24 protein-coding genes are annotated in these 21,443 nt (G+C 69.5%); 12 read left to right on the top strand and 12 right to left on the bottom strand.

The window, feature by feature from the left end; translation table 11 throughout:
- Positions 1-313: 313 nt before the first annotated feature.
- The 5 genes from ACFPZ3_RS09790 to ACFPZ3_RS09775 all read left to right on the top strand — a co-directional run bounded on the left by ACFPZ3_RS09790 (position 314) and on the right by ACFPZ3_RS09775 (position 3,443).
- Positions 314-805, top strand: coding sequence for a hypothetical protein (locus ACFPZ3_RS09790; protein WP_379513670.1), 492 nt, complete (start codon positions 314-316; stop codon positions 803-805).
- 417 nt (positions 806-1,222) lie between these two features.
- Positions 1,223-1,492, top strand: a complete 270-nt coding sequence (locus ACFPZ3_RS09785) for a hypothetical protein (protein WP_379513669.1) — start codon at positions 1,223-1,225, stop codon at positions 1,490-1,492.
- Positions 1,447-1,623 (top strand): DUF7737 domain-containing protein, encoded by a 177-nt coding sequence (locus ACFPZ3_RS70285; protein WP_465263549.1) that lies wholly within the window; start codon positions 1,447-1,449, stop codon positions 1,621-1,623. The genes ACFPZ3_RS09785 and ACFPZ3_RS70285 overlap by 46 nt, the downstream gene beginning before the upstream one ends.
- Before the next feature lie 482 nt (positions 1,624-2,105).
- Entirely contained in the window at positions 2,106-2,918 is an 813-nt protein-coding gene (locus ACFPZ3_RS09780) for a DUF899 family protein (RefSeq protein ID WP_379513668.1), read from the top strand.
- A gap of 36 nt (positions 2,919-2,954) precedes the next feature.
- Positions 2,955-3,443 carry a hypothetical protein gene (locus tag ACFPZ3_RS09775; protein ID WP_379513667.1) on the top strand — a complete coding sequence of 163 codons (489 nt, stop codon included), beginning with the start codon at positions 2,955-2,957 and terminating at the stop codon, positions 3,441-3,443.
- 515 nt (positions 3,444-3,958) lie between these two features.
- Here ACFPZ3_RS09775 and ACFPZ3_RS09770 read toward each other — a convergent pair.
- The 9 genes from ACFPZ3_RS09770 to ACFPZ3_RS09730 form a co-directional block, all read right to left on the bottom strand.
- Entirely contained in the window at positions 3,959-4,144 is a 186-nt protein-coding gene (locus tag ACFPZ3_RS09770; protein WP_379513666.1) for a hypothetical protein, read from the bottom strand.
- 23 nt (positions 4,145-4,167) lie between these two features.
- A complete protein-coding gene (locus ACFPZ3_RS09765) occupies positions 4,168-4,329 on the bottom strand; it encodes a hypothetical protein (protein WP_379513665.1) in 162 nt (53 codons plus the stop codon).
- A 171-nt stretch (positions 4,330-4,500) separates the two neighbouring features.
- Positions 4,501-5,199, bottom strand: a complete 699-nt coding sequence (locus ACFPZ3_RS09760) for an ABC transporter ATP-binding protein (protein ID WP_379513664.1) — start codon at positions 5,197-5,199, stop codon at positions 4,501-4,503.
- On the bottom strand, positions 5,189-5,620 hold the full coding sequence (locus ACFPZ3_RS09755) for a S26 family signal peptidase (protein ID WP_379513663.1): 432 nt from the start codon (positions 5,618-5,620) through the stop codon (positions 5,189-5,191). Before ACFPZ3_RS09755 ends, ACFPZ3_RS09760 begins: the two co-directional genes overlap by 11 nt.
- Positions 5,617-6,129 (bottom strand): TlpA family protein disulfide reductase, encoded by a 513-nt coding sequence (locus tag ACFPZ3_RS09750; protein WP_379513662.1) that lies wholly within the window; start codon positions 6,127-6,129, stop codon positions 5,617-5,619. The genes ACFPZ3_RS09755 and ACFPZ3_RS09750 overlap by 4 nt, the downstream gene beginning before the upstream one ends.
- A complete protein-coding gene (locus ACFPZ3_RS09745; RefSeq protein WP_379513661.1) occupies positions 6,129-6,278 on the bottom strand; it encodes a hypothetical protein in 150 nt (49 codons plus the stop codon). The genes ACFPZ3_RS09750 and ACFPZ3_RS09745 overlap by 1 nt, the downstream gene beginning before the upstream one ends.
- 484 nt (positions 6,279-6,762) lie before the next feature.
- The gene (locus ACFPZ3_RS09740) at positions 6,763-7,329 is read right to left on the bottom strand and encodes an NADPH-dependent FMN reductase (RefSeq protein WP_379513660.1); all 567 of its coding nucleotides are present in this window, start codon (positions 7,327-7,329) and stop codon (positions 6,763-6,765) included.
- Positions 7,330-7,383: 54 nt separating this feature from the next.
- A complete protein-coding gene (locus ACFPZ3_RS09735; RefSeq protein WP_379513659.1) occupies positions 7,384-8,055 on the bottom strand; it encodes a nitroreductase in 672 nt (223 codons plus the stop codon).
- A 120-nt stretch (positions 8,056-8,175) separates the two neighbouring features.
- Positions 8,176-8,661, bottom strand: coding sequence for a MarR family winged helix-turn-helix transcriptional regulator (locus ACFPZ3_RS09730; protein ID WP_379513658.1), 486 nt, complete (start codon positions 8,659-8,661; stop codon positions 8,176-8,178).
- Positions 8,662-8,755: 94 nt separating this feature from the next.
- On the opposite strand from ACFPZ3_RS09730, the gene ACFPZ3_RS09725 reads away from it, so the two are divergent.
- Positions 8,756-8,941 (top strand): hypothetical protein, encoded by a 186-nt coding sequence (locus ACFPZ3_RS09725; protein WP_379513657.1) that lies wholly within the window; start codon positions 8,756-8,758, stop codon positions 8,939-8,941.
- 39 nt (positions 8,942-8,980) lie between these two features.
- Here the strand turns inward: ACFPZ3_RS09725 and ACFPZ3_RS09720 are convergent, their stop codons facing one another.
- Entirely contained in the window at positions 8,981-10,042 is a 1,062-nt protein-coding gene (locus ACFPZ3_RS09720) for a trypsin-like serine peptidase (protein WP_379513656.1), read from the bottom strand.
- A 681-nt stretch (positions 10,043-10,723) separates the two neighbouring features.
- On the opposite strand from ACFPZ3_RS09720, the gene ACFPZ3_RS09715 reads away from it, so the two are divergent.
- From ACFPZ3_RS09715 to ACFPZ3_RS09690, 6 genes are all read left to right on the top strand, one after another.
- Positions 10,724-14,257: a protein kinase domain-containing protein gene (locus ACFPZ3_RS09715; protein WP_379513655.1), complete on the top strand. Its 3,534-nt coding sequence runs from the start codon at positions 10,724-10,726 to the stop codon at positions 14,255-14,257.
- A gap of 495 nt (positions 14,258-14,752) precedes the next feature.
- Entirely contained in the window at positions 14,753-15,493 is a 741-nt protein-coding gene (locus ACFPZ3_RS09710) for an IclR family transcriptional regulator (RefSeq protein WP_379513654.1), read from the top strand.
- A gap of 27 nt (positions 15,494-15,520) precedes the next feature.
- Positions 15,521-17,179: an OPT/YSL family transporter gene (locus ACFPZ3_RS09705; protein WP_379513653.1), complete on the top strand. Its 1,659-nt coding sequence runs from the start codon at positions 15,521-15,523 to the stop codon at positions 17,177-17,179.
- 2 nt (positions 17,180-17,181) lie between these two features.
- Entirely contained in the window at positions 17,182-17,844 is a 663-nt protein-coding gene (locus tag ACFPZ3_RS09700) for an AroM family protein (protein WP_379513652.1), read from the top strand.
- Positions 17,841-18,503 (top strand): aspartate/glutamate racemase family protein, encoded by a 663-nt coding sequence (locus ACFPZ3_RS09695; RefSeq protein WP_379513651.1) that lies wholly within the window; start codon positions 17,841-17,843, stop codon positions 18,501-18,503. The genes ACFPZ3_RS09700 and ACFPZ3_RS09695 overlap by 4 nt, the downstream gene beginning before the upstream one ends.
- Complete coding sequence (locus tag ACFPZ3_RS09690; protein WP_379513650.1) at positions 18,500-19,438, top strand: DUF1177 domain-containing protein; 939 nt, start codon at positions 18,500-18,502, stop codon at positions 19,436-19,438. The genes ACFPZ3_RS09695 and ACFPZ3_RS09690 overlap by 4 nt, the downstream gene beginning before the upstream one ends.
- A gap of 170 nt (positions 19,439-19,608) precedes the next feature.
- Here ACFPZ3_RS09690 and pepE read toward each other — a convergent pair whose 3' ends face one another.
- Positions 19,609-20,331, bottom strand: a complete 723-nt coding sequence (gene pepE / locus ACFPZ3_RS09685; protein WP_379513649.1) for a dipeptidase PepE — start codon at positions 20,329-20,331, stop codon at positions 19,609-19,611.
- 600 nt (positions 20,332-20,931) lie between these two features.
- The gene (locus ACFPZ3_RS09680; protein WP_379513648.1) at positions 20,932-21,423 is read right to left on the bottom strand and encodes an SRPBCC family protein; all 492 of its coding nucleotides are present in this window, start codon (positions 21,421-21,423) and stop codon (positions 20,932-20,934) included.
- Positions 21,424-21,443 lie beyond the last annotated feature (20 nt).

Here is a 21,443-nt window from a genome sequence, read left to right as displayed (position 1 = left end):
GGTGAGGGGCTTGTTCGACCTGCTGACAGTGCTGGTCCGCGCTGATCGGTCCAACAATGTTCCGTCACGAGAACCAGGTCCTCCGCCGTCAGCTCGGTGGCCGGTCGCGGTGGGTCACGCCGACCTGCACGATCGCGGAGGCCCCTGTCCGATGCCGCCGCCAGCGCAGGGCACAGGGCCGCTCCCGCCGCCGGGCATGTGTGGGCCCGGTGTTGGCGCGGATGCGGGTGCGACGGTTGCGCAACGCCGCGCGGCACGATCGGAGCGTTGTCGGGCGGCACAGCGCCGCTCCGGATGTGAGGAGTGATGCGGCATGTCTGCTGCGATTCTCAAGAAGGTACGCGGCCGGCGGGCGATCTGGGTCGCGGCGGTGGCCGCGCTCGCCGGCATCGGCTTGGCGGTCCCGGCGTCCGCCGCGGTGCCTCCCGAAGTGATCATCGTCGACACGTTCGCCACCCGGACGGCGACGGGCGCCGCGAACATCTTCTTCGACTTCGCCGTCCCGGCCGGGAGCTGGACCGCCGAGGCCACGCTCACCGGCCGCAACAACACGGCCGTGGCGTCCGGCCTGGCCTGCACGCTGCTGATCATCAGCGAGAGCAGCACCAACAACAGCCGCACGGTCGCCTCGTTGGGCCCCAACGGCCAGTTCGCCAGCCTGGCAGCGGTCACGGCGCGCACCGTGGGCACCTCCGGGACCGTACGGTTGTCGTGCAACGCGACCACGACCTCGAACATCTCGGTGTTCAACGTGAGCATCATGGCGACGCGCGTCAACTCCCTGACCCGCGTGAACCTCGGCTGACCCCGCGGCCGGCCCGGTGGCTCCAGCGCCCGTGAGCGAGCGCCGGAGCACGTCATGACGGGGACAGCGACGTCCCTGTCGTGACCCGGGCCGTGCGGTTCCGCGTCCTTCGCGCTCGATGGGGCAGGAGCTCAGAACGCGATGCATCCGTACAGCGCGAGATGGCCGGACTTCGTGCCGCCCACGGTGTGACATGGATGCCGGAGTTCCGATACCGGTGTAGCCCGCACCCGCGCAGGCGTTGCCGCCGTTCTGTTCCGGGAGGTGCATGGTCGCGGCGAAGATCGTCGACCCCGTTTCCCCTGATCGTGAGCATGGCCGCGATGGCGCTCGTGCGCTTCCATTTGTACGCGTTGGTGCCGCCGTCGTCGTTGCTCGGCGGCTTGTACAGCGTGCATCCGGCCCCGCCGCCGTACGGTGTTCCAGGCTTTAGCCAGCGAGACCGCCGCCCGCGCCGAAGAGATCCTCTCCCTGGACGTCGAGGACCTCGACCTGGAACGCCGCCGCGTACGCGTCGTGTCCAAGGGCGGCGCCCTCGAATACGTGCACTGGGCCACCGTCACCGCCCGGCTGCTGCCCGGCTGCACCCGCCGGGCCTGTGTTCCAGTCCGACCGGCGCTGTGGGTGCCGAAAATTCATCCATGCAGGTCGCAGGCTCGATGGGCGATCATGCGCTGCGGCAGCTGACCGACAGATTCCTCCTTGTACGGGGTGATCTGAAAACGTACAAGATCCATCTGGGGTCGACGAACATCCTGATGGAGCCCAACGACGCGTACCTGTGCATCGTCCCGGCGAGCGGGCACGGATGCCCGTAGCAGCACATGTGTTCGACGTGGCTGGTGCCCCGCCGCTGGCGCGGCGGTACCGGCCGTCGGTGGCCGCCTGGTCGGTGCGAGCGTATGAGTGATGTGCGGGTCTCGCCTGCCTGCCGCCGCAGCCATGGACGGCGCGATCTCCACCCTGCACCGGCGTGCCGCCACGAAACAGCTTCAAATGTCGCAGGCCCCGGCCAGGATGGGCCGCGAACCCGCTGGCGAAACTCAGCACTCCTCATGTGACATTTACATCTGTCTGCTCCGAGGTTCCACGGGGAGGATCAGCTCACATAACCCCCCTCGTCAAAACGGAGGCGTCCGTCGAAGGACGTCGGGCTTTACGGGGACCATCTCGGCGCGGCAGAAAGCATGGAGGCAGCAGGCATTGCGGCCACTTCGCCACCGGCACGCGGCCGGGTAACCATGGCGAGGGACGTCCTCCAGACAGAACCGGTCCGGATTGACAAGACAAGGATTTCATCATGACCGAACCCCAGGTTTCACCGATCAGTGACGCGGCCAAACCCCCGATCGCCGACCGGGCCGCGTTCCAGGCCGAGCTGGACCGGCTGCGGCCCAGGGAGAAGGCGCACACCCGCGAGGGCGACGCGATCGCCGCCGCCCGCCGCCGCCTGCCGATGGTCGAGGTCGATCCGCTGACCCCGCTGACCGGAGCCGACGGGACGGTGCCGCTGATCGACCTGTTCGCCGGACGGTCCCAGCTCATCGCCTACTTCCACATGTGGCACCCCGGCCGACCCGCCGCGCAGCAGTGCGAGGGTTGCACCTTCAGCAGCGCCCACGTCACCGAACTGGCCTACCTGCACTCCCGCGACGTCAGCTACGCGGTCCTGGCCAGGGGACCGTACGAGGAGGTCTCGCGCTACCGCGACTTCATGGGCTACCCCGCTCCCTGGTATTCGGTGCCGCAGGACTCCGTGGACCGCCTGATCGCCGGCCGGCACTTCGGCATCCTGGCCTGCTACCTGCGCGACGGCGACCGGGTGTATGAGACCTACTGGACCACCAGCCGCGGCAACGAAGCGATGGCACCGTCCTACGGACTGCTGGACCACACCGTCTACGGACGGCAAGAAGACTGGGAGAACTCTCCGGACGGCTGGCCGCAGCGCTGGGGCTCCAAGGGCGGCCAGTTCCAGCAAGACGGCCGCCCGGCCGCCCAATGGCCCCGCCTCCAGGCCGGCCGCGACGACGACCTCGGCTCCCTGCCGGACGGATGGACCAGGTGTTCATGCCCCCTGCACGACGAGCCGACGGCCACCGCGACGCGCTGACGGACCCGCGGACCCGGCGAGGGCGAGGAACGCGTCATGCCCCTCCTCCATACGGTGGGAGTATCGGTGGGCTGCGCCCTGGCCCTCGTGCCGGTGCTGCTGCCCTCCGCACGTCCTGCCCGCAGGTGGCCGCACGTCATCATGGCGCTCGGCATGGCGGCCGGGCACCTGGGCGGGTGGTTCCTCCTGGCCGGGCTGCTCGCGTTGCCGGCCGCCGGCTGGCTGTGCGGCTCCCCGTCCCGCCGCGCGGACAGCGCTCATCACATCCAGGACTTCGTGGCCATGTCCATCCTCTTGGTGCTGACGGCGTCCGCCGGACCTCCTCTCGGCGGCGCTCCCGCCGGGCACGCGCACGCGAGCGGTTCGCCGACGACGCTGGGCCTGGCCATCGGGGTGGTCTGGACCTGCGCCCGGCTCGTCCACCTCCTGCCCGAGCGGGACGCGAAGCGAAGGGCGATCGGCCAGGATCTGTGCGCGGCAGGAATGGCGGCCACCATGACCTTCATGGCCGCGTTGCCGTCGTGATGTCTTGCGCGCGGGGGTCGTTGCGTCACCGTTGATCGACCTGCCCCTTGCTCGGCACCCGCGGCGCAGGCGGCCTCAAGCCGCCCGAACGGGCCTGGACCGTCGCGCGGCTTCGGCGGGGCGTCGAGGTGGCGGACGCGTAGCTCGTCCATGAGCTCTTCGAGGAACGGCGGACCCGCATCGCGCATGCACTGCTGCCGGCTCCGGAGCCCGGCGCTGCCCGGGCGCCAGTCGAGGCCCCAGTCGCCGAGGGCGTAGATGGCGGGTCGGCGGCCGGCGCCTCCAGGTCGGGTACGGGGACGTAGCGGTCGAACATCGTGGCCGGCAGCCCGCTGAGCGTCCGCCAAAGCGGGACGGTGCCGCGGCTGAGAGTAGAACCGGCCGACCGCCTACGCCGGCAGCACCAGGACATACTCCGAAGCGCGTCCTTCTAGCGACAGTCGAGACAGACGGGTTCGCGCCAAAAGGGAGTGCCCTCCGGCCGGCGCCGGCCGGAGGGCACTCCCTTTACTTACCTAAGCGCACTGCTTTCTCCAGTAGACCGTGCAGTCACTCCTCCAGCATTTGAAGTAGGCACAACAAATGCTGCCGGTGCAGGTCGTGTGGTCGAGAAGGCAACGTGCGGTGCAGGCGGCCTGCGCATCGCCGGCCGGTACGACGAAAGCGACGATACGGTCCGCCAGAGCAGTGATGATCTTCACCTGCCGCACCTTCCTTCGGCGAGTTAGTTACACACGATGACCGTCTGAACGGTGCAATCACCATTGGTGCAGCGCATCCGGTAGCACCCGGGGGTCGGGCCGGGGCCGATCGTCACACACTTCGGGGTGCACGCGGCGTCAGCCTTGACCGTGGGAATCAACCGGTCGATGAGCTTGTCCAGCATTCTGTTTCACCTCCTTTCCTGTCTCGGGTTCACTGGGCGCGTCTTTCACGAGGGTTGTCTCGTGAAAGACGCGGGCTTGCAGACGGAAGAGACGGGCGTGGGTGCCGTCCACCGTCATGAGTTCGGCGTGGGTTCCCCGCTCGGCGACGACCCCGTCCTCCAGGACGACGATCAGGTCGGCGTTCCGCACCGTGTTTCAGCCGGTGGGAGATGAGCAGGCTGGTCTGGCCCGCGCATCCTGGCGTGCACGTCGGCCTCGGCTTCGGGATCGAGCGCGGGGCCGATCTCCCGCATCAGGGTCGTACGCCGGCGGGACAGCCTCAGCTGTGCGATGAGTGCCGGCACGGCGGCGCACAGCACGATCAGCGTCATGGCAGGACTGATCACCAGCACGGATCCGACGAGGCCGCTCACGATGACAGCGGAGCGGACCAGGCCGAATGCCTCGGTGACGATGCCATCCGCCCTGGAGGTTCCCTCCTGGGCGAAGCGCAGCCGGTCGAGGAAACGCGGATCCTCGAAAGGCCGGAGCCCGGGGAATCGTGCCGTGGCCGCGAAGAGCCGGTCCGTCGTGGTGGCCGCGATGGCGCGGCCGATCTGGCTGCCGAGGTAGCGCGAGGCGTGCGGCAGGGTCGCGGCGACGACGCCGGTACCGGCCAGCACCGCGGCGAGGCCCAGCAGCTCCGACAGGGAGGCCGTCCCGGTGAGGCCGTCGATGATCAGCTTGGTCAGCCAGGCCACCGCGACCGGCGTCGTGGCCATGGCCAGCAGGGTGAGCGCGTACCCGATCATGGGAGCGGCGGCGCTGCTCCAGCCGGTGGCCGCCGCCTCACGCGCGGAAGCGGTCAGGCGCACCCCGTCAACGGCCATGCTGCGGCTCCAGCTTCTTGACGGTGACGGCGCGGAGGTCGTCGGCGTGGAAGAAGCCGTGCTCGCGGGAGTCGAAGCTGACCTCGGTGTTGTCACCGATCAGGACGAACCTGCCGGCCGGGACGACGTCGTCGGCGACGACCCTCCGCACCCCGTCCGGGACCGGATCGCCGGGCAGGGCGGCGACACGTTTGATCAGGAATTCGCTGCCGGTCGGGTGCGGGCTCGAGACGACGGCGATCTGCCCCTTGCGCAGCGCCGCCAGGCCCGTGCGCCGGGCCAGGAGCCGGTCCCCATGGGTCAGGGCTGGGGCCATGCTGTTACCGCTGACGCGGATCACCAGGTATGTCGCGCGCAGCCGTACGGCCAGCAGGGCCAGCGCCGCGAGTCCGCCCGCCGCCGCGAGGAACGCCCGCCTCACGACGCCTTGACCTCGGCGGGCATGGTGTGGCCGCTGCTGACGACCGTGTCCCCGCCGTCGATCGTGATGACCGTCGGGTACGCGTTGACCTTGAACGCCGACTGAAGGGGGCCCTGGGGCGTCTCCGTGACGACACGTGCCACCTCCGCGAGCCGTTCGATGTCGGCTGTCGGCTCCTCGCCGGGGCCGGCCACGACCACGGCCAGCACGGCGTCCGACGTGCCGCGTGCCCGTTCCACGAAGAGCGGGAGCAGGTCCTTGCAGGGCTGGCAGCCCCGGGAGAAGAATCCGATCATCGCGGGTCCGCTCAGAAGCTCCTCGGAGACCGGTTCGCCGCTCGTGCTGGTGGCGGCGAACCGCGGGACCCGCGCACCGGGGGAGAGGGCTTCCGCCGGCGTCGACGCCGCCAAGCTCTGGCTGCGCAGGCGGCGGATCACGCCGACGGTCAGCAGCAGGTTCACCACGCCCAGCAGACCGACCAGCACGACCGCGGCGACCAGGTACTGCATCACGCCCTCCCCGCTCTGTCCGTGAACAACCCGGTGATGCCGTCAGCATCGAACGGTCGCAGGTCCGCGCTGCTGCGCAGCTTGGTGAGCGCGGCAACGGTGAACACCGCCCCGATCAGGGCCTGGCACGCGACGAGCAGGAGATCCACGATCCGGATATTTCATGAGGCCGCTAGCCCCGCTCTCGCGCGCCGCTAGCCCGGCCGGAATCAGGCTTGGGGCGCGACGGCACCACCTGGGTCAACGCCGACATCAGGAAGTGGTCCGCCGGCGGCACCGTTCGGAGTGGCAGCGGCCACTTCGAGTTCTCGGCAGTGCCGTGGATTCGCGTCGCTGAGCTTCGACCTCGCGACGGTACGCGGCGCACTCGCCGACGTCCTGCCCGCCCACCTCGTCCCCAGCGGTCTGGTCACGCATCCACGGTTGCCGCTGACACCGCAGGGCAAGATCGACAAGGCGGTCCTGGCCGCGGAGGTACTCCCATGGCCTGTGGGGACCGAGGAGGGCGATCTCCGGCGATGTGTCACCCACATGGTCTTGCCTCTCTCGCCACCGCGCACGTTCTCCACCACGAAGACAGGGCGGACAGCGGACCTGCGAGCGGATTCATGGGGTTCGCCTGGCCAGGGGTGACTACAGGCCGGGGATGTCGTGGTGGTGGCGCCGGATGTGCGCCAGGAAGGCCCGCATGTATCCGGTCAGGAGCTCGGCGGTGCCCGGCACCTGGACGCCGCCCTCGTCATCGATCAGCCCCTTGGTGAACTGGATGTAGGCCTCGGGCTGGCCCATCACCGGGGAGTTGGTGAAGGACAGGATGGTCTTGAGGTGCTGCTGCGCGACCGCGGTGGAGATCGCGCCGGGGGAGGCTCCGATGATCGCCGACGGCTTGCCGTTCAGCACGTTGGACCCGAAGGGCCGGGTCGCCCAGTCGATGGCGTTCTTCAGCGCGCCCGGGACGGACCGGTTGTACTCCGGGGTGACGAACAGCAGGGCGTCGGAGGCTTTGATCGCGTCCTTGAACTCCTGGGCCACGGCGGGGTAGTTCGGGTCGTGGTCGTGGTTGTACAGGGGGAGCTCGCCGATGGGGATCTCCGTGAGGCGAAGCTCCGGTGGCGCGAGACGGCTCAGCGCCAGAGCGAGCGTCCTGTTGATCGATTTCTGGGAAAGGCTCCCGACGATGTAACCGACGTCGTACGTCATTGCGTTTTTCCTCTCAAGAAGACGTGCGGGGTTCCAGGGCGTGATGTTCGCGGGCTAGTTTTCGACGAACGTGACCGTCTCGCTGAGCGGTGCGCGGCCCGTACGGGTGTGATGGACCGTGACGTCCTCGTAGCCGATCGACATGCCGCAGAAGAGGAGCAGGTCGTCCGGGGGAGACAGGACCTCCGCGACGGTCTTGTGGTATTTCGACCACGCCATCTGCGTGCAACTGTGCAGTCCTTCGGCGCGCAGCAGCAGCATGACGGTCTGCAGGTACATGCCGACGTCGGACCATTGGGGCGGGCCCATGGTGCGGTCGATGTAGCAGAACAGGGCGGCGGGCGCGCCGTAACAGTCCCAGTTCGCGGCGGCGGCCCGCTGGCGCGCCTCCAGGTCGTCGTGCGAAATGCCTTGTGAGCCGTAGTGCTCCTGCCCGAAGGCGAATCGGCGCTCGCAGTACGGGGACTTCAGCGCGGGCGGGTACGTCTCGTACTCCGGCTCGTCCCACGGGTCGCCCGCGGCCAGGCGCTCGCCGGCGCGCTTCTTGAGCTGGGCCAGCGGCTCGCCTGTCACTACGAAGATGCGCCAGGGCTGGACGTTCGATCCGGAGGGCGTCCAGGCCGCGGCGGACACGACGCGTTCCAGCACCTCCTTCGGGACGTGCCGGTCGGTGAAGCGGCGGACCGCCCTTCGGCTCGTGACTGCCTCATAGACGTCCAAGATCATCAGCTTCCCTCAGCATGTCCGATTCGTTACATACGCAATGGTATCACTCGAAATAGTATCGTTCAATACCATCTACTGGGCAGGCGGAGCTCAAGGTCGGGACGCTGGTGCTCGGCGTGTTTACGCCTCGCCGCCCACGGGATGGGCGAACCGGGTCAGCAGTTCACTCAGTTGCCCGGCCTCGCCGGGCCCCAGGCTGGCGACCAGGCGCTCGGCCATCGGCTCCGCCGCCACGTGGGCCGCGTCGAACAGCTCGACGCCCGCAGGTGTGATCATCACCGCGCGCGCCCGCCGGTCTCCCGGAACGCTCCTGCGCACGGCCAGCCCTTTACGTTCCAGGTCGTCCACGACGCGCATGATCCCCGCCTTGTCCGACCCTGTCGCCGCGGCCAGGTCCCGCTGCACCGTGGGCCCGCGGTCGACCAGCACGATCAGTACGGCGAAATGCCGCAACTCGATGCCGAGCGGCCGCAGCGCCTCCGTCATCACCGCGGCCGCGTGCCAGTGCGCCCGGCGCAGCAGCAGGCCGAGGGCGAAGGGCGAGACGTCCCCGGGGCGGTCGGTCGCGCGCGAGGCGGTGGTTCCATGCGGAACATCGGCGGTCATGAAGTCATACTACCGACGATGCTTTCATTCGATACGGTATCAATTGAAATTAACGGGCAGGTTGAGGACGGGGCGGGCGGCGTACGATGAGGACATGAGCCGACAAGTGGTCGCGGCGCTGGCGGTGGCAGGCGCGCTCGTGCTGGCGGCGGCGGTGATTGTGATCATCCGGGTCGGCGATCCCGAGCGTGCGGCGCCGGGGTCGTGGAACGAACGCCCTCCTGAGGACGTCGCCTCCTACTGGACGACCGAACGTATGCGTGAGGCCAGTCCCGGCTGAATCGGGCGGGAAGCCGGCTCGGCTCCCCGCCCAGAAGGATCAGCGGACCGACACGTCGTTGAAGACGTTGATGGCGCCGTCACCGTGGTTCGCCGACTTGGCGATGATGTTGGTGGGAGCCCCGTTGGCGAAGTCGCGATGGCTGTACGCGCCGACGATGTAACCCCAGCCCCGGCTCAGCTGCAGGTCCTGCAGCCAGGGTCCGCCGCTGGCGCCGTGGTGCATGTCGCAGTTGATGTGCATGCGGTCGTCACCCGAACTGGCCCGGCTGGTGTTGCCGAGGCAGTACCACAGGTCGTTGCCGCTGAAGTCGGTGCGCTGGTAGCCGTCCTGCGGGAAGCCGAAGGTGTTGACGCCGCTCCACGCCTGGCCCTGGCCGAACTTGTAGCCCTGCGACCCCGTCCAGTCCTGCAGGTTCCCGTGGGCGGGCTGGGAGTTGAACGCGATGGCGGCGACGTCGTAGTGCAGATTCCCGCTGTCCTGCCAGCCGACGGTGGTGTTGGTGTACTTCCACGTCCACCGGCCCCACGGCTCTCTGTTGTTGTCGGCGTCTGGGACGAAGATGAAGTTGCGGAAGTAGTTGCCGGTGCCGCCGCCTCCGACGTGGACGCAGTGGCCGGCCGTCCACACCGTGCTCCGGTTGGTGGCGTTGATGACGCTGCCGCTGCAGTAGCCGTTGGTGCCGTTGACGCGCGTGAAGTAGATCTTGCCGATCGTGATGGCGGGCATGCTGCCCTGCCGCCCCCAGCGTTCAGCGCGCGAGCCGGCCAGCAGGTTGTTCTTCGGGCTCGCCTGCGGCCCGAGCCCCTTGGCCGGCAGCGAGCCCTCGGAGGCCCGATCGGGTAGAACGTCCTCGACCTGCGTCTGAACCTGCTTGGGGTCCGCCACCGGTACCGGCTCCGGCGTGGCCGCGCGCATGCGCTCCTCGGTCCAGAAGTCGAGCAGGCTCTGCGTCCGGGCCTTGTTCACCACCCCCGTCGCCAGGGCGGACGGCTTCTCCTCCGCCGCTGCGGACGCCTGTGAAGAGACGGTCGCGCTCATCCCCGAGACGGCCAGCAACGTGGCTAAGACGATTGCGGCGTGCCTTGAGCGTGGCTGCATGATCTTCCTTTCTGCAGACGAATTCGGCGAGCTTTTACATATTGAAGACGGATCCGCCGCTTGGGAAGAGTAACTCGCATGAATTCTTTCCGGCGATAGGGAAAGGCGATCGGCGAAATCGCCGAACATTTCGAGCGTCGATTTCGGTCGTCGCCCTGACGCCGCGCGCCTGGCCTGCCCGAACCCGTGGCCGGGAGGAGCATTCAGCACTTTCGCCTGTTATTCATCCAGGCCGGTTGATGTGCCTTCACGAAATCGGCGATCTTGTCATCGATGTGGTCGGCGAGCCGTATCTCAAAGACCGTGAACTCGCGGACCTCGCCGTTGTCCTCGTACGTTTCGACGCCGTCGCCGAACGTCGCGCCATTCCGCGACGACGCCGAATGCCTATGCTGGCTGCGCTACCCCACGCCCCCCAACCGGCGCCACCGCCTACGGCCTGACGTCCACCACGGGCCTGATCGATGCGGTCATCGACGTTCAACGAGACGATATCGAGCAGGTCCGGCGGCTCGCCGATGCCGGGCGCCAGCCCCAAGCCGACCTGGTCACCGACGGCTTCCTCGACGAAGCGGGCAAGAAGCTGGCCTGGAGCCGAGCCAACCGCCACCTGTTCGAGCAGCACAGATCGACGACCGCAGCTGCCGGAACTTTGTGAGCAGGCCGATCATCTAACACGCCATGGAAGCGCTCACCGCTGGAGATCCGCAGCACATCGGGGACTACTGGCTCGCGGGGCGGCTCGGCTCCGGCGGCCAGGGAGTCGTGTACGACGCCTATGATCGCGAAGGGCGCAGAGTAGCGCTCAAGGTGCTCCACGCGGCGGACAGCCAGGCGGGCCGCGACCGGTTCGCCAAGGAGGCGGCGGCCGCCGGGCGGGTGGCCGCGTTCTGCACGGCCAGGGTGCTGGCCTCCGACCTGTCGGGCAGCAGACCGTACATCGTCAGCGAGTACGTGCCAGGCCCGAGCCTGCGCCAGGCCGTCAACCGGGGGCGCAGGTTCACCGGAGACGACCTGCACAGGCTGGCCACCGCGATCGCCACCGCGCTGACCGCCGTGCACGACGCGGGCGTGATTCACCGGGACCTCAAGCCGGACAACGTACTACTCGGCACCGACGGCCCACGGGTGATCGACTTCGGTATCGCGCGCACCCTGGACATGTCGTTGACCAAGACAGGCGAGGTGTCCGGCACTCCCAGCTACATGGCGCCCGAGGTGTTCACCGGGCAGCGGGCGGGCGCGCCTGCCGACGTGTTCGCCTGGGGCGCGATCGTGGTGTTCGCGGCCACGGGCGAGGACCCGTTCACAGCCGACAACCTGGGCGGGGTCATGCACCGGGTGTTGTCGGCGCAGCCCGACCTGAGCGGGCTGCCGCCGCGGCTGGCCACGCTGGTGGGCGCCGCGCTGGAGAAGGACCCGTCGGCGCGGCCCACGTCCCGCGACCTGCTGCTCGCGCTGGTCAGCGGGAACGACTCGGACATTCGCGGGCTGCTGACCGCGGGCAGCAGCGCGGCCAAGGGCGTGCACGTGCCCGGCCTGGTCGATCCGGCACTCGGCACAATCGCCGAGGACGCCTATGGCGCGCTCATGCCTGACGAGCGCGAGCTGGCCGCCGAGGTCTTCCTCCGCATGGTGGCGGTCACCGACGACGGGCACGAGACCATCCGCTGGGCCCTGAAGGAGGAACTGCTCGCCGGCCGTTCGGAGCGGGAGAGCCAGGCCATCGAGCGCATCCTGCAGGCCTTCTCCTACCTGGTGACGCAGAAGGGCGACGCGGTGGCGCTGTCGCGGCCTGCTCTGCTGCGTGCCTGGCCGCGGCTGCGGGTCTGGGTGAACGGTGATCGCGACGGGCTCGCCGTCCTGAGTCAGATCAGCAACGCGGCCCGCCAATGGGAAGAGAACGGGCGCAAGGATGGCGACCTGCTGCAGGGCAGCCGGCTGGACCACGCGCTGACCTGGGCGGCCACCGGGCGCAGGCACATCACGTTGACCCCGCGGGAGCGCGACTTCCTCGCCGCGGGCACCGAGCTGACCAGGAAGCGCATCCGCCGCAGGCGGATGACCACGGTCGCGCTGGCCGGGCTGCTGGTGGTGGCGCTGGCGGCGGGCGGTCTCGCGGTGCTGCGGGGAGAGGAGGTGGCCGAGCAGAGCCTCCTGGTCGGCCGGCAACGCGACCAGGCGGTGGGGCGGCAGGTCGCGGCCGAAGCGGACAAGCTGCGTACCACCGACCCCACCAGGGCGATGCTGCTCAGTGTGGCCGGTTGGCGATTGGCGCCGGGTACGGACACCAGGCAGAGCCTGATGACCTCGCTGACGATGCCGGAGAGCACGGTCTTCCGCGACCCGGGCGCCAAGGGGGTCTCGGCGGCCGCGACGGCGGCCGACGGGCGGACGCGGGTCATCGCCGGCGAGGACGGCGTACGCGTCTACGACGTGCCTTCGCGGCGGCAGTCGAAGTTCTGGAAGTGGCCGAGCGGTTTCGGCGCGCTGCCGTCAGCGGCCGCGCTCAGCCCGAGCGGCAAGACCCTGGTGATCGTCAGCAGGAACATGGCGTACTCCTGGGACACGATGACGGGTAAGAAGCTGTACGAGCACCGCGTGGCCGACGGCACCCCGGGCGTGCACGTCGTCTTCGACGGGAACGAGAGCCTGGCCGCGGTGATGCGGGAAGGCTCACTGGAGTTCTTGTGGGATACCAGGACGGGCAGGTCCTACACGCCGGAGCTGGAGGCGGACTACGCTCCGGCGATCGCCCCTTCCGGCGCCTACGTCGCGGGGATCGGACTCAACCAGGGCGGGCTGAAGGTGATCCGCCTTCCTGACCTCACCGTGGACACCCGGATGCCGAAGAAATGCGGCACCGTGGTGGCGTTCACACCGGACAGCCGGCGGCTGCTGTGCGCGCACGGCGACATCGAGGCGTGGGACCTGGGCACCGCCACCAAACTGCCCGACGACGATCGGCCGTTCTGGCAGGCCTCGGCCTCGGAGGACTTCGGGAACGCGAGTCTGCGGGTCAGCCGCGACGGCGGCAGACTGCTGGCCACCGAGGGACGAACGCTCCACCTGTGGGACGCGGTGAAGGGAGACGAGCTCTACACCTACCAGGCGGAGGGCGAGGTCGACGAGGCCTGGCTGGACCCTGACGGCAAGACCATCCGCTATCTGCTCGAGAACTCGGTCATCACCATCGACCTCGGCTCCCGCGTCTCTTCCGGCAGGCTGCCGAGGGGGTACGCGGTCAGCGCGTTCAGCCAGGACGGCCGGTTGATCGCCGCCACGAAGGACGCCGGCCCCGTACGCGTGGAAGATTCGCGCAACCTGGGCAGCCTGGGCGTGCCGATGACGGGCAGCGAGGGCAGCACCGGCGAGCTGTTCGATCCGGCGGGCAAGAGGCTGGCCGCCGGCGGCGAGGACTCGGCGATCTCCGTCTGGAACGTGGCCACGGGCGCGCGGCTCTGGCGCCATCCCGTTCCGGGCACGCAGGAGGTGCTGTCCAAGGCGTTCACCCCCGATGGCGGCAAGCTGGTGCTGTCGCTCAAGGAGCTGAGCCAGCGGGACGCCCGTAACGAGCTGATCGTGCTGGCCGCCGACACCGGCCGCGTGCTCTCCCGGCACCCGCTCAACACCGCCACGGGAACCATCGTCTCGACTCGCGACAGTACGGCGGTGGTGAGCAGCACGGGCAATGTGCTCGCGCTGGACTCCGGCAAGGCCGTCGGCCCCGGCTTCAACGGAGCGGGGGAGGTCATCGCGGTCAGCCCCACAACGCCACTCCTGGCCCTCGGCTCCAGCACGGTCGAGCTGTGGGACATCGCGAAGGGCGCCGAGTTGCCTCCCGCCCTGCGTGTGGCGGGCAACGCCGACGTCGAAGCCGTGCTGTTCAGTCACGACGGAGCTCTCCTCGCCTTGATCAGCAGGTCCATCGGTGAGACGTTCGACGACGTGTACACCGCCCAGATCTGGGACGTCGGTTCACGGCAGCGGCTCGGCTCTTTCCCCATCGAGATCTTCGACCTGCTGGCGTTCAGCGGTGACGATCACATGCTGTACGTCTCGGGCAATGACTCGGGGACCATCACCCGGATACCGGTCGATGGGGACCGTGTCGCCGAGCTGGTGTGTAAGCGCGCAGGCAGGACGTTGAGCGCGCAGGAGTGGAGCCAGTATCTGAAGGGTGTGTCCTATCGCAGCTTGTGCCCGTCGCCTTGAACGCGGCGGGACTTCCCGGCGAGCCTTGCGCCCGCCGAAAACCCTCATCCACCCAGTTCAAGCTGCATGTGAGTACTCGTGAAGGACCCCGCCGAGCCGGTCTTGCCGGCGTATGCCGCCGGGATGGTCACGGCCCGCCGTCCACCGACGTCACGGTCCGGTCGGTGGCGGGGTCGATGTCGATCCCCGGGCGCCGGCGCGTACCGCGCCCGGGCGCAGCGCCTCAGTGGGGATAGACGGCCGGTCCGACGCCGTCTGAGCGATCTGCGGTCTGGGGCTCGGGCGCCCGTGAGGTCGCCACTCCGTGACCTCTGTCCCAGGCAGGACGGCCGGCTGGGGCTCGGCGAGTGACGGCATAACCCGAAATATCGCCCAGTCGGGTGTTTTTATGTTTATTTGACGCATTGCACATCGATCAGGCAGTCTACGTGGGTCGGATATTGCAACAGTGTTGCTATATCCGCAACAACGGCCTGCTGCGCTGACGGAGGTGCGATGCTTCAGACTGCGGACCGGGCGCTTCAGGTCCTCCTGGCGTTCCGTGATCGCCCCGACTGGGGGGTGACCGAGCTGTCGCGCGCCCTGGGCCTCGACAAGTCGATCACACAGCGGCTCCTCGTCACCCTGGTTGGGCGTGGCTTCGTCACGGCCGACCCGGCCAGCCGGCGTTACCGCCTGGGCCCCGCCGTCAGCGTGCTGGCCAGGGCCGCCGAGCGGGGCGGCAGCCTGGAGGCCGCCGCCCGGCCGGTGCTGGCCGAGCTGGCCCGCCAGGCCGGGGAGAGCGCCATCCTGAATGTCCCGCACGGGGCGTTCTACCGCTGCGCGGTGGCCGTCGACGCCGACGGCCCCGTGCGCTACTCGGCCACCGTGGGCGAGACGATCCCCGCGCACGGCGGCGCCGCCGGACACGCCATCTTCGCCTTCTACCCAGAGGCGGAGGTCCGGCGGCTCCTGGCCGGCAGGCTCGCCCGCTTCAATGAGCACACCGTGACCGACCTGGACCGGCTCCTTCGGCGTTACGCCGAAATCCGCGACGAAGGCGTCGCAATCACCCACGGCGAGTTCGACGCCAACGTCACCTCGGTGGCGGCGCCGTGCTACGCCCTCGGCGAGGTCGTGGGTTCCGTCGTTGTCATCGGAACGCAGGAGCGTATGGAGGACAGGCTCGACAGTGTCGTCGAGCTCGTGCGGGAGGCGGCTCGCCGCCTCGGCTCCATCCTCGGTGGCCCTGAGTAAGCCGCGGCCTGGCCGCGTTGGAGAAACATGTCCTTCACGACAACCCAGAAGGGTGCCGACCTGCACGGTCCGGAGTCACACCCGAAGGCCGTCGAGCCGGTCGTCCTGATCCTGACCGTGCTGCTGTCGGTGGTGGGGGCCTTCATCGGCCTCCACATGATCACCACCCTCGGCGTCAGCCCCAATACCGCGGTCATCGGTGCCCTCGTCGCCATGCTCGTGGGCCGCGTCCCCATCATGCACCTGCGGAAGATGCGCTCCATCCACCGGCAGAACCTGGTGCAGAGCGCCATCTCCGGTGCCACGTTCGCGGCGGCCAACTCGCTGCTGGTGCCGATCGCGGTGCCGTTCGTGCTCGGCCGTACCGACCTGATCTGGCCGATGCTCGTCGGTGCGGCGATCGGGCTGGTGGTCGACTCGTGGGTGCTCTATCGCGTCTTCGACTCCAAGCTGTTCCCAGGCCGCGCCGCCTGGCCGGCCGGGGTGGCGGCCGGTGAGACGCTGGTCGCCGGCGACGAGGGCGGCAGGAAGGCCGTCGTGCTCGGCATCGGCGGGCTGGTCGGCTTCGCCGGATCCTGGCTCAGGGTCGGCGGCGCCGCGCTGCCGCTGTCGGCCGCCGGCGTGGCGCTGATCGGCAACATCTGGGCGCTCGGCGCGTTCGGCCTGGGCCTGGGCGTGCGGCAGTACAGCGACGAGTGGTTCGGGCTGAACCTCGCGGAGCAGTACATCCCGCACGGCTTCATGGTCGGCGCCGGCGTGGTCGCGCTCGCCCAGGCCGTCTGGCTGCTCATGCGGGGCAAGGGCGGCGGCAGCAAGCAGAACGCGGTCGAGGTGCGCATCCCCGAGGCCGCGGTCGAGACCGTCAACGAGCGGGGCCTGCGCCGCGCACTCGTTGAGGGCTACGTGCTGTTCCTGCTGGGCGCCGTCGTGGTGGCGGTGCTGGGCGGCGTGCTCGGGGAGCTCACTCCGCTGCAGACGCTCGGCTGGGTCCTGCTGGCCGCCTTCGGCGCGCTCGTCCACGAGCTCATCGTGGGACTGGCGGCCATGCACTCCGGGTGGTTCCCCGCCTTCGCCGTCACGCTGATCTTCCTGGTGCTCGGCCTGGTGGTCGGCATCCCGACCGTGCCGCTCGCGCTGTTCGTCGCCTACGTGGCCGCGACCGGCCCCGCCTTCGCCGACATGGGCTACGACCTCAAGGCCGGCTGGATCCTCCGCCAGGGCTCCACCCCTTACCGGCTGGTGGAGAAGGCCGGCCGCAAGCAGCAGTACATCGCCCAGCTCGTCGGCTTCGGCGTCGCCCTCGTCGTGGTCGCGCTGGCCTGGCAGTCGTACTTCGGCGACGGCCAGATCCCCCCGGTGTCCGCCGTCTACGCCGAGACCGTCAAGGCGGGCCTCACCGACAGTTCCACGCTCGTCAACCTGCTGCTGTGGGCGGTGCCCGGCGCGCTCGTCCAGCTCGTCGGCGGCCCGGAGCGGCAGATGGGCGTCATGCTCGCCACCGGCCTGCTCATCCTGACCCCCTACGCCTGCTGGTTCGTCATGGCCGCACTGGTGGCCAGGGTCGTGTGGACCCGCGTCAGGGGCAAGTCAGAGGCCGAGAAGGACCTCAACCTGATCGGCTCCGGCATCATCGCCGGATCCTCGCTCTCCGACATCAGCCGCATCTTCGGCGGTGGAAAGGAATAGGGATGGCAAGGCTCGGAATCGTCACGATCGGCCAGTCGCCGCGCGTGGACATGGTCCCGGAGATGACGGCCTGGCTGCCGCCCGTAGAGCTGGTCGAGCGCGGTGCGCTGGACGGCCTGACGCGCGCGGAGATCGCCGTGCTGGCCCCCGGCGAGCAGTCCGGGGAGGTGTTGACCACCAGGCTCGACGACGGCTCGTCCGTCGACCTCGACCACGACCTGATCGTGGTGCGGGTCCAGGACGCCATCGAGTGGCTGGAGGCGACCGGCGTCGATGCGACGCTGGTCGTCTGCACCGGCCACTTCCCGCCGCTGCGCCACGCCAGGCCGCTGCTGCTCGCCGAGAGCCTGCTCGTGGCCGGGGTGCGCGGGCTGACCGGCTCCGGCCGGCTCGGCGTCGTCTGCCCCCTGCCCGAGCAGGAGGAGATGAGCCGGGCCAAGTGGCCGGGCGCACTGGTCGCCGCCGCCACGCCGTACCGGGAGGGCGCCGAGCGCACGGTGGCGGAGGCGGCACGGAGGCTGGTCGGCGCGGGTGCGGAGTGGATCGTGTTGGACTGTATGGGTTACACCGACGCCATGCGCCGGGCCGCCGCGGCGGCCGCGGGCGTGCCGGCGCTGCTCGCGCGCTCCGTCGTGGCCCGGCTGGCGGGGGAGGTCGTCGCGTGAGCGTCCTCGGCGTGGTCCGCGTGATCACCAGCGACGATCCCGCCTTCGTCGGTGCGCACGGCCGGTGGATCGAGCAGAGGTACGGCCTGCGGACCCGCTCGGCGTGTATCCCCGGCCAGCAGTACGGCGTGCACGACGACGAGTCGTTCGCGCGGGCCGTACCGAAGATCGTCAAGGTCGCGGAGGAACTCGCGGCCGAGGGCGCGAGCTGCGTGCTCATCAGCTGCGCCGCCGACCCCGCGCTCGCCGAGACGCGCGCCGCCGTCCCCATCCCCGTGGTGGGGGCGGGCTCGTCGGGAGCCGCGACGGCGCTCGCGCTCGGCGGCCGGGTCGGCGTGCTCGGGCTCAACGACGAGGCGCCCGAGGCGGTGCGGGCGGTGCTCGGCGACAGGCTGGCCGCCTCCCTGCGCCCCGAGGGCGTGCGCCGCACCACCGACCTGCTGGAACCCGGGGCCGCCGACCGATCGGTGGCGGCCGCGCGGCGGCTCGTCGAGGCGGGGGCGGAGGCGGTGCTGTTCGCCTGCACCGGCCTGACCACGATCGGGCTGGCTCCGCGCATCACCAAGGAACTGGGCGTCCCCGCAGTGGACGCCGTACTCGCGGCCGGACTCATGGCGTCCTACGCGATGCACGACAAGGAAAGGGCTGTGAACATATGAGTTGGCGCCACGTCATCGACGCCTTCGAGCTGCTCGACGATCCGTCGGTCGACGGCCGGGCGGTCGCCGCCCACCTCCGCTCGGCGGGGGCGGAGGAGGTCGTCGTCCAGACCATCAAGGGCGACAAGGGCACCACGGACTTCATCCGCACGGTGATCCCCGGCTCCCACGGTCGGCGGATCGGCGGGACGGCGCCCACGCTCAGCATCGTCGGCCGCCTCGGCGGCCTCGGCGCCCGGCCCGAGCAGATCGGCTTCGTCTCCGATGGCGACGGCGCGCTGACCGCGATCGCCGCCGCCGCCAAGCTTGCCGTGATGCACGAACGCGGCGACGTCCTCGCCGGCGACGTGGTCATCGGCACCCACATCTGCCCGGACGCCCCCACGCGGCCGCACGACCCGGTGCCGTTCATGGACTCGCCCGTGGAGATCGAGGACATGAACAAGCACGAGATCGACCTCACCGCCGACGCGATCCTCTCCGTCGACACCACCAAGGGGAACCGGGTCGTCAACCACAACGGCTTCGCACTGTCGCCGACAGTCAAGCAGGGCTGGATCCTGCGCACCAGCGAGGACCTGCTGGCCATCCAGCAGCGCGTCACCGGCCGCCTGCCCGTGGTCTTCCCGCTGGCCATGCAGGACATCACGCCCTACGGCAACGACGTCCACCACCTGAACTCGATCCTGCAGCCGGCCACCGCCACGAGCGCGCCGGTGGTGGGGGTGGCCATCACCACGGAGACGCCGGTCGCCGGGTCCGCCACGGGGGCCACCGACCTGCGCAGCGTGGAGTCGGCGGTGCGCTTCTGCATCGAGGTGGCCAAGGACTTCGGCCGGGGCGGGGTCTCCTTCTACGACCGGACCGAGTTCGACCGCCTGGTGTCGCTGTACGGCGAGATGACCACCCTGCAGACCTCCGGCCGGGCTTCCTGAGCCCAGCGGCCCTTCCGGCCGTTCTTTTCTGGGCCCGGCGCCACGAAAGCCCTCAGGCCTGGCCTGAGGGCTTTCGTCACGTTCCGGGAGCCGGTCGGGCTGTGGTCCTTTCCCGGGGTCCTATTCCCGGGGGCTTTCGCGGCGGACCGGCGCCCTCCCTGAGGTGGGGGTCAGCTGTCGAAGTGAGGCGTCATCGTCAGCAGCTCCGGCACGTCGCTGCCCGGGGCCAGCTCGCGCGGCTCGGCACCCCGCGTGAACAACCGCGCGGCCTTCGCGCCGCCCAGGCGTGCCGTGGATCCGCTGACCCGCAGCCACGTGCCCTCGCGCAGCCCCAGCACCGGCACGTCGTTGTCCTCCAGAAACTCCTCCAGCCGCTGCTGCCGGGTCTCGCCCATGTGCGTGCTGGACGGGTCGGGATCGAGGTAGTGCGGGTTGATCTGGAACGGCACCAGCCCGAGCGCCTCGAAGGAGTCAGGCTCGGCGATCGGCATGTCGTTGCTCGTGCGCAGAGTCGGGCAGGCCATGTTGGTGCCGGCGCTCGACCCCATGTAGCGCAGCTCGCCCGCCAGGACCCGCTCGCGCACGACCTCGCGCAGCCCGGTGCGCTGGAGTGTCTTCAGCAGGCGAAAGGAGTTGCCGCCCCCGATGAACAGCACCTCGGCCTCGGCCACCGCGCGCAGCGGGTCGGCGGTCGCGTGCACGCCGGTCACCGTGATGCCGCGCGGCGCGAGCGCCTCCGCCACGACCTTGGTGTAGGCGTCGTGATCCTTCAGCGCGAACGGCACGAACGCCAGGTGCCCGCCCGGCCCGATGAAGTCGCTCACCTCGTCGAGGACGTGCTCGAGGAAGCCGTGGCCGTGGTTTCTGGAATTGGACAACAAGAAAAGCTCCATGATGGCTGAATCATATCCGGGCCCTGACGTGCACCCCCATTGACAGCGCAACGGTGACAAACTTACGGTCTGGACCGTAAATGAGGGGGAGTACGGGCGCGTACCCGTAGCGGAACTCGAGGAACGGCTGGCACGGCCCAGTGCCGCGCTCGACGGCGACATTCTGATCCTGGGGCCGGGGGCAAGCTCGGCCCGAGCCTGGTACGGCTGGCGCTCAACGCCACCAAGGCGACCGCAACGTCATCGCGGTGTCGCGCTTCTCGGCGGAGGGGCAGGCCGAGGCGCTGGCGACCGAGGGGCCACGGTCGTCAGGGCAGACGCCGCCGACGAGCGCGCGCTGAAGGTGTCCCGCTCGAATATGGGGTTCTGGGTCTGAGCTACAGCGCCGGCCCGGCCGGGTGAGTGCGGCCCGGATCGCCAGCCACTCCGGACGGATGCCTCGATGGCTGCGGAGCGTTTCGCGCGCCGCAGCGCCGGCCTCGCCGCCTTCGGCAACGGTCATCTCCAGACAGCGCCGGTGGAGCTTGCCCCAGCGGTCATCTACGAACGAAGGGAAGATCAACACGCCACGGCGTCAGACGCCTGACCAGTTACGGCAGATCAGTCCGTCGCTTCGCGGACGTCCTTTCCCAACTCGGCGAACGCCTTGAAGTCCTGCATGTGCTGTTGCGACTGCTTGCGGAAGGCGCCGGGCATCAGAAGTCCCACCAGCTTCATCAGAAAGCCGCTGAACCGGTATTCGTTTTCGCTCTCCCAGAGCGTCGTTTCCGGGCTGGCTTCGGTCAGCCGATCGCGCGCGGCGCTCCACATGCCCTCGCCGACGATCTCGCGGTCGAAGTGAACGACGCTCGTTTTCGGGATCTCGCGCAGGTCTGCCGGTTCCCGGCGTGTGATGGTCTCAGTGCCCTCGAACTTCCGCTGACCCATCTGCATCACGACCCGCGACTTGGTGCCGGGCTGCCCGTGCTCCCCATTCAGCGGCTCGTGCAGCACCAGGCCCCGCAGCCATTTCGGCAGGTGTGCCGGGTCGGCGAGCAGCTGGACCGCCTTCTCCCGCGGCAGGGCGATCTCGATGGAGACGGTGTATTTCATGGGCGCATCATTCTTTTCCT

Source organism: Nonomuraea insulae (assembly GCF_042656245.1).
The sequence above is the reverse complement of the archived record's forward strand: the minus strand, read 5'-3'. Positions and strand labels throughout refer to the sequence as shown.

Excerpts from the sequence above, each read along its gene's own strand:
- ACFPZ3_RS09790 (WP_379513670.1), top strand. The coding sequence starts at position 314 with ATGTCTGCTGCGATTCTCAAGAAGGTACGCGGCCGGCGGGCGATCTGG.
- ACFPZ3_RS70285 (WP_465263549.1), top strand. The coding sequence starts at position 1,447 with ATGCAGGTCGCAGGCTCGATGGGCGATCATGCGCTGCGGCAGCTGACC.
- ACFPZ3_RS09780 (WP_379513668.1), top strand. The coding sequence starts at position 2,106 with ATGACCGAACCCCAGGTTTCACCGATCAGTGACGCGGCCAAACCCCCG.
- ACFPZ3_RS09775 (WP_379513667.1), top strand. The coding sequence starts at position 2,955 with ATGCCCCTCCTCCATACGGTGGGAGTATCGGTGGGCTGCGCCCTGGCC.
- ACFPZ3_RS09765 (WP_379513665.1), bottom strand. The coding sequence starts at position 4,329 with ATGCTGGACAAGCTCATCGACCGGTTGATTCCCACGGTCAAGGCTGAC.
- ACFPZ3_RS09760 (WP_379513664.1), bottom strand. The coding sequence starts at position 5,199 with ATGGCCGTTGACGGGGTGCGCCTGACCGCTTCCGCGCGTGAGGCGGCG.
- ACFPZ3_RS09750 (WP_379513662.1), bottom strand. The coding sequence starts at position 6,129 with ATGCAGTACCTGGTCGCCGCGGTCGTGCTGGTCGGTCTGCTGGGCGTG.
- ACFPZ3_RS09740 (WP_379513660.1), bottom strand. The coding sequence starts at position 7,329 with ATGACGTACGACGTCGGTTACATCGTCGGGAGCCTTTCCCAGAAATCG.
- ACFPZ3_RS09735 (WP_379513659.1), bottom strand. The coding sequence starts at position 8,055 with ATGATCTTGGACGTCTATGAGGCAGTCACGAGCCGAAGGGCGGTCCGC.
- ACFPZ3_RS09730 (WP_379513658.1), bottom strand. The coding sequence starts at position 8,661 with ATGACCGCCGATGTTCCGCATGGAACCACCGCCTCGCGCGCGACCGAC.
- ACFPZ3_RS09725 (WP_379513657.1), top strand. The coding sequence starts at position 8,756 with ATGAGCCGACAAGTGGTCGCGGCGCTGGCGGTGGCAGGCGCGCTCGTG.
- ACFPZ3_RS09720 (WP_379513656.1), bottom strand. The coding sequence starts at position 10,042 with ATGCAGCCACGCTCAAGGCACGCCGCAATCGTCTTAGCCACGTTGCTG.
- ACFPZ3_RS09715 (WP_379513655.1), top strand. The coding sequence starts at position 10,724 with ATGGAAGCGCTCACCGCTGGAGATCCGCAGCACATCGGGGACTACTGG.
- ACFPZ3_RS09710 (WP_379513654.1), top strand. The coding sequence starts at position 14,753 with ATGCTTCAGACTGCGGACCGGGCGCTTCAGGTCCTCCTGGCGTTCCGT.
- ACFPZ3_RS09705 (WP_379513653.1), top strand. The coding sequence starts at position 15,521 with ATGTCCTTCACGACAACCCAGAAGGGTGCCGACCTGCACGGTCCGGAG.
- ACFPZ3_RS09700 (WP_379513652.1), top strand. The coding sequence starts at position 17,182 with ATGGCAAGGCTCGGAATCGTCACGATCGGCCAGTCGCCGCGCGTGGAC.
- ACFPZ3_RS09690 (WP_379513650.1), top strand. The coding sequence starts at position 18,500 with ATGAGTTGGCGCCACGTCATCGACGCCTTCGAGCTGCTCGACGATCCG.
- pepE (WP_379513649.1), bottom strand. The coding sequence starts at position 20,331 with ATGGAGCTTTTCTTGTTGTCCAATTCCAGAAACCACGGCCACGGCTTC.
- ACFPZ3_RS09680 (WP_379513648.1), bottom strand. The coding sequence starts at position 21,423 with ATGAAATACACCGTCTCCATCGAGATCGCCCTGCCGCGGGAGAAGGCG.